Genomic DNA, 8663 nt, shown 5'->3' on the forward strand with positions numbered 1-8663 from the left:
CAGCGCGCTACCGCCGTCTCCAGCGGCGCGGCGCAGGTGGCGACTATCACCGGGCCGGCGCTCGGCGGCTTCGCCTATGCGGTCGCCCCGCATCTTGCCTATGCCATGATGGTGCTGTTCTGGATCTTCGGGATGATCCTGACCGGCTTCATCCGACCGCGCCCGCAGGCCATCGCCAAGGAGGGAACGGACGCGGATAACATCTTCGCCGGCGTTCGCTTCATCCGCAGTAATCCCGCAATCCTCGGCACCATCTCGCTCGACCTGTTCGCGGTGCTGTTCGGGGGCGTCACTGCGCTGTTGCCGATCTATGCCCGCGACATCCTCCAGACCGGCCCGGTCGGGCTCGGCGTGCTGCGCGCGGCGCCCGCGGTCGGCGCGCTCTTGATGACCATGGTGCTGGCGCGTCACGCCATCTCCAGGCATGTGGGCCTGCGCATGTTCCAGGCCGTGATCGTGTTCGGCCTCGCCACGATCGTGTTCGCGCTGTCGTCCTGGATGTGGCTGTCGGTGCTCGCGCTCGCTGTCCTCGGTGCCGCCGATACGATCAGCGTCGTGATCCGCTTCTCGCTGGTGCAGCTCGCAACGCCCGACGAGATGCGCGGCCGGGTCGGCGCGGTCAACTTCCTCTTCATCAACGCCTCGAACCAGCTCGGCCAGTTCGAGAGCGGAGTGGCAGCCGCGCTGCTCGGTGCCATGCCGGCCGCCGTATTCGGCGGCGTTGCCACCGTCGCGGTGGCGCTGCTCTGGATGAAGCTGTTTCCCAGCCTGCGGAAGGTGGAAAGCTTGGAGTAGGGGAAGATCGCGTGTCCCGGACGCGGTGCGGCACGAAGTGACGCGCCGCAGCGCCGGGATCCAGAAGGCCAAGAACGAGATCGTGGAGGCATGGGCCCCGGCTCAGCAGCGCGTCATGGCATGCCGCGCTGCGTCCGGGGCACGAGAGCGACGACTAGCCCCGTCCGACGAACGGCATCTTGGTCGCCATCACCGTCATCGTCAGCACGTTGGCATCGAGTGGCAGGCCGGCCATGTAGGCGACGGCATCGCCGACCGCTTTGGCGTCCATGCGCGGTTCCTGCTTCGACGTGCCGTCGGGCTGCAGCACGCCGGGGCCGTTGACCATGCGATCGGTCATCGGGGTCGCGGCATTGCCGATGTCGACCTGGCCGACGGCGATGTCGTACATGCGGCCGTCGAGGTTGCTGGCCTTGGTCAGGCCCGTGATGGCGTGCTTGGTCGAGGTGTAGGCCGCCGAGAACGGCCGCGGCGCATGCGCCGAGATCGAACCGTTGTTGATGATGCGGCCGCCGCGCGGGCTCTGGTCCTTCATGATACGGAAGGCGTGCTGGGTGCACAGGAACGGGCCGGTGAGGTTGGTGTTCACCACCGCCTGCCACTGCTCGAGAGTGAGATCTTCGAAATTCACCGGAGGCGCGCCCATGCCGGCATTGTTGAACAGCACGTCGAGCCGGCCGTAGGTCGCCTTCACCTTGTCAAACAGCGCGGCGATCGAATCCGGCTTGGTCATGTCGGCGGTGACGCACAGGCTCTTGCCCGCGGGACCGAGCTTTGCGGTCTCCTCGAGCATGTCGAGCCGGCGCCCGACCAGCACCACGGTGAAGCCGGTGTTCATCAATGCCAGCGACGCCGCGCGCCCGACGCCGGTGCCGGCGCCGGTCACCACTGCGATTTTTTTTGCTTCACTCATCATTTCCTGCCTTTTCTTGCTGTCAGGTTTTCGGTTCTTTTTCGTTCTTGTAGGGCGGCCGCGGAATGTTCTGATGCGCGGCGCGCAGGGCCGCAGACCAGCGCGAGCGCAGATCGTGGAAATAGGGCTCGCCCGCTTCGATGCGGTGGTTGAGATCGGCCTCGCAGGCGTCCGCGCGTACCACCAGCACGTCGATCGGCAGGCCGACGCCGAGATTCGAGCGCATGGTCGAGTCCATCGAGATCAGACCGGTCTTCAGCGCCTCGTAGAGCTCAACGTCGTAATGCATGGCGCGGTCGAGCACCGGCTTGCCGTATTTGTGCTCGCCGATCTGCAAATAGGGCGTGTCGGTGGTGCACTCGATGAAGTTGCCGGCGGTGTAGATCATGAACAGTCGCATCCGGGAGCCCTTGATCTGGCCGCCGAACAAAAAGGAGACGTCGAAGGACACGTCCTCGGATCTCAGCGCCGGCCCTTCGGTCGCGTGCACCGCCCGGATTGCCCGGCCGATGCGCTGGGCGGCCTGGAACATGGTCGGCGCGTTCATCAGCGTCTCGATCTCACCCGTGTTGGGGTCTTCCAGGCCTTCGGTCAGCGTCGACAGTACCGACTGGCTGATGGCGAGGTTGCCAGCGCTGGCGATCGCCATGATGCGCTCGCCGGGCTTTGAGAAGATGTGAAGCTTGCGGAAGGTCGAGACGTTGTCGAGGCCGGCATTGGTGCGGGTATCGGCGATCATCACCAGACCGTCCCGAACCAGGATTCCACAACAATAGGTCATTTCCAGTCCCCGAACGCGTTTGCGCGGAATTACTAGCCAATTTCAAGGGCCGCTCCAACCCCCGATTCCCGGGGCGAGCCGTCATCCCAGGGCGCAACTGGCAGCTTCAGTCGGCGGCGTCTACGAGAAACGCCTCATCAACCGGCACGCCGAGCGCTGTGACCAGACGATTGGTCTCCGCGGCCATGCCGACGATGGCGAGCAGCTCGCCATATTCGGCCTCGGTCATGCCCTTGGCCCGTGCGGCGGCGGTGTGCGAATGGATGCAGTAGCTGCAGCCATGCGCGATCGAGACCGCGACATAGAGCATTTCCTTGACCTTGGGATCGAGCGCGCCTGGAGCCATCACCTCCTTGATGCTCTCCCAGGTTCGCCGCAGCGTCTTCGGATCATGCGCCAGCGCGCGCCAGAAATTGTTGACGAAATCCGATTTCCGCACTTTGCGGATATCGTCAAAGACGGCGCGCGCTTCAGTGGAGAGTTCATCGTCCGAAAGCAGCTTTACGGTTGCCATGGGGTACCTCGGGGGGACAGTCTGGTCCCGCGAGTGTAGCACGGCCTCTGCATTTGGACGGTTGCGCCTAGCTTTGCCACTGTGACTGCGATTGCCCGCCGCGGCCGGCCTGCTCGACCTTGACCGCCACAGTCAATGTCTCCGCGCCGCCGCCATAGCGGGTGCCGCGCACGGGAGCGGCGCCGAGATAGTCGAGCCCGATCGCGACGCGGACATGTGCGTCGGTGGCGCAGATGCTGTTGGCGGGGTCGAAGCCGATCCAGCCGAGATCGGGCACGTAGGCCTCCGCCCAGGCGTGGCCGGCATCCTGGTGCACCGTGCCGTCCGAGCGCAGGAAGTGGCCGGAGACGAAACGCGCTGGCACGCCGCCGCTGCGGGCGCAGGCGATGAAGATATGCGCATAGTCCTGGCACACGCCGCGCTTGAGCGCGAAGGCCTCGGCTGCCGAGGTGCCGCTGTTGGTCGGGTCCTCGTCGAAGGTCATGTGATCGCTGATCTCGGCCATCAACGTGTGCAGGAAGCCGAGCGTGTCGCTCTCGGCCTCGCTGCGCAACTGGCGCGCAACCGCCATCATCGCCGGATTGACGGTGGTGAGGTCGGTGGAGCGCAGGAACATGCCGGCCGGAAAGCGCTCGTCAGTGCCGCGCAGCACGCCGCCAGTGTCGTGGGTCTCGATCAGTCCTTCGGCGATGATCTTGATGTCGCCGACCGGCCCGCAGGACAGCACGTGGGTGACGTTGCCGAACGCGTCCTCATGCGTGTCGAGCTTGGTGTCCGTGGAGACGTCGATCTGCCATTCCGCCACATATTGCCCGTCATGGCTGCCGGGCGTCATGCGCAGAATCTGGATCACGCTCGTGGCCGGCGGCTCGTAGTGATAGGTCGTGGTGTGCTGGATTCGCAGGCGCATGGGGGACCGTTGTTCTTGCGTCGTCATTCCGGGTCGATGCGTCAGCATCGAACCCGGAATCTCGAGATTCCGGGTTCGCCTTCGGGCGCCCCGGAATGACGGCATTTATCAGATCAAATACTGCTTCGTGATGATTTCGCCCAGCCTGGAATTATCCGCGATGAATTCCTGAATGAATTCATGCACGCCATGCTGGAAAATGTCGTTCATATTGCTGTGTTCCAGCCGGTTGCGGATACCGCGGGCGTGGCGCTGGGCCGGCCCCTGCCGGCCATAGGCGACGCCGATCTGGTCGAGGTTCCGCGTGAGATTGTCATAGCAGCTCGCAAGCGAGCGCGGCAGGGTGCCGTTGAGGATCAACAGGTCCGCGACCAGCCACGGTTTGAGCGTCTCGCGATAGACCCAGTGATAGGCCGTCAGCGCCGACACCGAACGCAGGATCGAGCTCCACTGATAGAAGTCGAGCGGGCCACCGACATGCTCTTCCTCGGGCAGCAGCACGTGATACTTCACATCGAGGATGCGTGCAGTGTTGTCGGCGCGCTCCAGGTGCAGGCCGAGCCGCGAGAACCAATAGGCGTCGTTGCGTAGCATGGTCCGGTAGGCCGAGCCGTCGAAGCGGAGCGAGGTCTCCTGAACGAAGCGCAGGAATTTTGCCAAATCTTCGCGCGTCGACGTGCCCTTGCTCCAGACCTCCTGCACCTCGATCCAGGCCGAGTTGATGGTGTCCCACATCTCGCTGGTCAGCGCGGTGCGCACCGAGCGCGAGTTCAGCCGCGCCGCCTCGATGCAGTTCCTGATCGAGGACGGGTTGTCCGCCGAGAACGAGAGGTAGTCGACGACGTTGCGTTCGTTGGCTTCCTCATAGGTCTGATAGAAGCTTGAGGCGACGCCGGCGGTGAGCAGCGCCGAGTCCCATTCGTTGGTCTTGCCGATATAGGCGGCGGGAAGCGCGGTGACGCGCAACGTCGCATCGATGGTGCGCGCGAGATATTCGGCCCGTTCGACGTAGCGGGCGAGCCAGTAGAGGTTTTCGGCGGTACGCGACAGCATCTGTCTACTCGTCCAGGATCCAGGTGTCTTTGGTGCCGCCGCCCTGGCTGGAATTGACCACCAGGGAGCCTTCCTTGAGTGCGACGCGTGTCAGCCCGCCCGGCACGATGGTGGTGCCCTTGCTGCCGGTGAGCACGAAGGGCCGCAGATCGACATGGCGTGGCGCAAGGCCTGACGCCGTGCAGGTCGGGCAGGTCGACAGCGCCAGCGTCGGCTGCGCGATGAAGCCTTCGGGCTCGCGCTTGAGCTTCTCGCGAAATGCTTCGATCGTCGCTTTGGTCGCGGCGGGTCCGATCAGCATGCCGTAGCCGCCGGAGCCGTGAACTTCCTTGACGACGAGATCGCCGAGGTTGTCCAGCACGTAGGCTAGGTCTTTCGGCTCGCGGCAGCGCCAGGTCGGCACGTTCTTCAGGATCGGCTCCTCGCCGAGATAGAATTTCACGATGTCGGGCATGTAGGAGTAGATCGCCTTGTCGTCGGCAATCCCGGTGCCGACGGCGTTGGCGAGCGTGATGTTGCCGGCCGCATAGGCCGACATCAGCCCGGGCACGCCGAGCACGGAATCGGGACGGAAGGTGAGGGGATCGATGAAGTCGTCGTCGACGCGGCGATAGATCACGTCGACCCGCTTCAGCCCTTCCGTCGTCCGCATGAACACTTCGTTGTTCTTGACGATGAGGTCGCGGCCCTCGACCAGCTCGATACCGAGCTTATCGGCGAGGAAGGAGTGCTCGTAATAGGCCGAGTTGTAGACGCCGGGCGTGAGCAGGGCCACCGTCGGCTCGCCCGATGCGCTTTGCGGCGCGACGGAGCGGAGCGCCGAGAGCAGCTCGTCCGGATAGCGCTCGACCGGCGCCACCCTGTGGCGGGCGAACAGATCCGGAAACAGCCGCATCATGATCTCGCGGTTTTCCAGCATGTAGGACACGCCGGACGGCGTCCGCGCATTGTCCTCCAGCACGATGAAGTCGTTGGCATCGACCCGGACGATGTCGATGCCGGCGATGTGCACATAGACGTCGTGCGGCACCTGCTGGCCGTTCATCTCGGGGCGGAAGACTGGATTCTGGAAGATCAGATCGTCGGGTACGATCTCGGCACGGAGGATGTCGCGGCCGTGATAGATGTCGCGCAGGAACATGTTGAGCGCGCGCACGCGCTGCTTCAGGCCCTTCTCCAGGAGGGTCCATTCCTTGCCGGACATGATCCGCGGGATCACGTCGAAGGGGATCAGGCGTTCGGTGGATTCGGCCTCGCCATAAACAGCGAAGGTGATGCCGATGCGGCGGAACAGGAGCTCGGCCTCCTGGCGGCGATATTCGAGCGCCTCGGGAGGCGTCTCCTTGAGCCAGCGTGCCAGCTCCTCATAGGCGGGGCGAAGCTCCCCGCCGGGAATATTCATTTCATCAAACGCGACTGCCATAGATCCCGACTTGTCTCCGCAAGGCGTTGCGCCATTGGACAGGCCGCGCGGCCTTGGTGAAGACCGCAACGTCCTGTGGCCATGCGGCAAGAGTGCATGACTCCGAGGTGGTAGCAAGGGCCGGGCCAGCGCGATATGCATGGACTGACAGCATTTGGCGGGAATGGCCGCGAACATGCCTGAAAAAATGGCTGAGGACTGCTTATTTCGGCAGCAAAACCGCGTGACTTCAACGCGTTACCTCGGCAAAGTCGGCGCCACAGGTGAGGGACTTAAAGTTATGAGCGAGATCGTCACGGCGGGCATTCTGGTCATTGGGGACGAAATCCTGTCCGGCCGGACCAAGGACAAGAATATCGGCTTCATTGCCGAATACCTGACCAATATCGGCATCGACCTGAAGGAGGTCCGGGTCGTCTCCGACGACGAGGCCGACATCGTCGCGGCCTTGGATGCACTGCGGCATCGCTACACCTACGTCTTCACAACCGGCGGAATCGGGCCGACCCATGACGACATCACTGCCGACAGCGTGGCCAAGGCGTTCGGCGTCGGCATCGACCACCATCCGGAGGTCGTGGCCCGTTTCCGCGAGCGCTGGAGCGAGCAGGACCTCAACGAGGCCCGCCTGCGCATGGCCCGCATTCCCGACGGCGCCGAGCTGATCCAGAGCGCGACCATCCTCGCTCCCGGCTTCAAGATCGGCAATGTCATCGTGATGGCTGGCGTGCCCTCGATCATGCAGGCGATGATGGACATCGTCTCGCCCAAGCTGAAGTCGGGTGTGCGCATGCTCTCCGAATCGGTCCGCGCCAATGCGCGGGAGGGCGACATCGGCAGCCCCTTGCGGGCGATCGCCGCCGCTCATCCCGACACCATCATCGGCAGCTATCCCTTCATGGACGAAGAGCAGAAGCCCAATACCAATCTCGTGGTGCGCTCGCGCGATGCCGACAAGCTCGCATCCGCGATGGCGGCGGTGAAGGAAATGCTGGCAGGATTGAACATCACCCGCTAGCAGAGAAAACTGCCCGCGAGACCAATGGCAGGAGACGACGATGGCAGGTGAAGCACCGGAACTGAGCGCACAGGAGCGGGCGGGCAGGGCCTTTCCGGTCTCCTGGGACCAATTCCATAGGGATTGCCGGGCGCTAACCTGGCGGCTCAACGAGGTCGGTCCGTTCCACGCGGTGATCGCGATCACCCGCGGTGGCCTCGTGCCGGCGGCGATCGTGGCGCGCGAGCTCGGCGTGCGCGTGATCGACACGGTCTGCATCGCCAGCTACGACCACAACAAGCAGGGCGAGCTCCAGGTCCTCAAGGGCATTTCGGAAGCGGCCATGAAGCTCGGCGGCGGCACCGGCAAGGGGCTGTTGATCGTCGATGACCTCGTCGACACCGGCAAGACCGGCAAGCTGGTGCGCGAGATGCTGCCCGATGCGCATTTCGCCACCGTCTACGCCAAGCCGATGGGCCGCCCGCTGGTCGATACTTTCATCACGGAAGTCTCGCAGGACACCTGGATCTTCTTCCCCTGGGACACCGCGCTGTCCTATCACCCGCCGCTGCGAGATGGGGCGGCGTGATTGACGGCGATGGCGAGTGGCCAATGGCGAATAGTGAATCCTCCATTCGCAATTCGCTATTCGCTACTCGCCCCCTGCAAAACCGGGTCACGCCGACCGGCGACATCATCGCCACCCCGCACCGCGGCCTGTTCACCGGCAATCGCGGCATCATCCATGATCCCGCGACCAGGACGCTGCTGACAAAGCGCTGGTCGTCGCCGGCCTGGATTACGTGCCTGTGTGAATTTCGCGGCTGGCGGCGGCCGGTGATGGCGCGGCGGAGCTGGACCGAGCTGTTCTTCCTCGACGAGGCCACCGCCTTTGCCGCGGGCCATCGCCCCTGCTTCTTCTGCCGCCGCGACGATGCCAAGCGATTTCGCGCTGCGTGGGAAGCGGGGAATGGTGTGAGCAAAGCGAGTGCGAAGGCGATGGACGCCGTGTTGCATCAGGAGCGGCTCGATCGAGGCCGCAAGCGCCTTCACCCCCTGCCGGTGCCGCTCGCAGACTTGCCCGACGGCGCAATGGTGCAGCAGGGCGAAGAGAGCTTTTTGGTGACGCAGGGCAGAGCGCTCTTGTGGTCACCGGCGGGCTATCGCGCCGCCGAGCGTCAGCCTGGCGAAGCGGCGTTGCTGACGCCGCCCTCGACGCTGCGCACATTGAACGCCGGCTACCAACCCGTGCTGCATCCGACGGCGTTGCCATAGCG

Annotated in this window: 10 protein-coding genes; 4 read left to right on the plus strand and 6 right to left on the minus strand. The window is 64.4% G+C overall.

Annotated features, from left to right (window positions below; translation table 11 throughout):
* On the plus strand, positions 1–795 hold a 795-nt coding region (locus tag MOV75_RS18200), incomplete at its 5' end, for an MFS transporter (protein WP_247006314.1).
* 154 nt (positions 796–949) lie between these two features.
* On the opposite strand, the gene MOV75_RS18205 is transcribed toward MOV75_RS18200, so the two are convergent.
* The 6 genes from MOV75_RS18205 to MOV75_RS18230 all read right to left on the minus strand — a co-directional run bounded on the left by MOV75_RS18205 (position 950) and on the right by MOV75_RS18230 (position 6389).
* Complete coding sequence (locus MOV75_RS18205; RefSeq protein WP_246928378.1) at positions 950–1708, minus strand: SDR family oxidoreductase; 759 nt, start codon at positions 1706–1708, stop codon at positions 950–952.
* Positions 1709–1730: 22 nt separating this feature from the next.
* Positions 1731–2489 (minus strand): proteasome-type protease, encoded by a 759-nt coding sequence (locus tag MOV75_RS18210; RefSeq protein ID WP_246928376.1) that lies wholly within the window; start codon positions 2487–2489, stop codon positions 1731–1733.
* A gap of 106 nt (positions 2490–2595) precedes the next feature.
* Entirely contained in the window at positions 2596–3003 is a 408-nt protein-coding gene (locus MOV75_RS18215) for a carboxymuconolactone decarboxylase family protein (protein WP_092259187.1), read from the minus strand.
* A 67-nt stretch (positions 3004–3070) separates the two neighbouring features.
* A complete protein-coding gene (locus MOV75_RS18220) occupies positions 3071–3913 on the minus strand; it encodes a transglutaminase family protein (protein ID WP_246928374.1) in 843 nt (280 codons plus the stop codon).
* A 108-nt stretch (positions 3914–4021) separates the two neighbouring features.
* A complete protein-coding gene (locus MOV75_RS18225) occupies positions 4022–4966 on the minus strand; it encodes an alpha-E domain-containing protein (protein ID WP_246928372.1) in 945 nt (314 codons plus the stop codon).
* Positions 4967–4970: 4 nt separating this feature from the next.
* On the minus strand, positions 4971–6389 hold the full coding sequence (locus MOV75_RS18230) for a circularly permuted type 2 ATP-grasp protein (RefSeq protein WP_246928363.1): 1419 nt from the start codon (positions 6387–6389) through the stop codon (positions 4971–4973).
* 280 nt (positions 6390–6669) lie between these two features.
* Between MOV75_RS18230 and MOV75_RS18235 the strand changes: the two genes are divergently transcribed.
* From MOV75_RS18235 to MOV75_RS18245, 3 genes are read left to right on the plus strand one after another with little or no spacing between them, the layout of a single operon-like run.
* On the plus strand, positions 6670–7407 hold the full coding sequence (locus MOV75_RS18235; protein ID WP_246928360.1) for a molybdopterin-binding protein: 738 nt from the start codon (positions 6670–6672) through the stop codon (positions 7405–7407).
* Positions 7408–7447: 40 nt separating this feature from the next.
* On the plus strand, positions 7448–7975 hold the full coding sequence (gene gpt / locus MOV75_RS18240; protein WP_212081434.1) for a xanthine phosphoribosyltransferase: 528 nt from the start codon (positions 7448–7450) through the stop codon (positions 7973–7975).
* A 23-nt stretch (positions 7976–7998) separates the two neighbouring features.
* Entirely contained in the window at positions 7999–8661 is a 663-nt protein-coding gene (locus tag MOV75_RS18245) for a hypothetical protein (RefSeq protein ID WP_246928358.1), read from the plus strand.
* The last annotated feature ends 2 nt before the right edge of the window (positions 8662–8663 follow it).

The organism is Bradyrhizobium sp. PRIMUS42 (genome assembly GCF_023006515.1).
Taxonomy (GTDB): domain Bacteria; phylum Pseudomonadota; class Alphaproteobacteria; order Rhizobiales; family Xanthobacteraceae; genus Bradyrhizobium.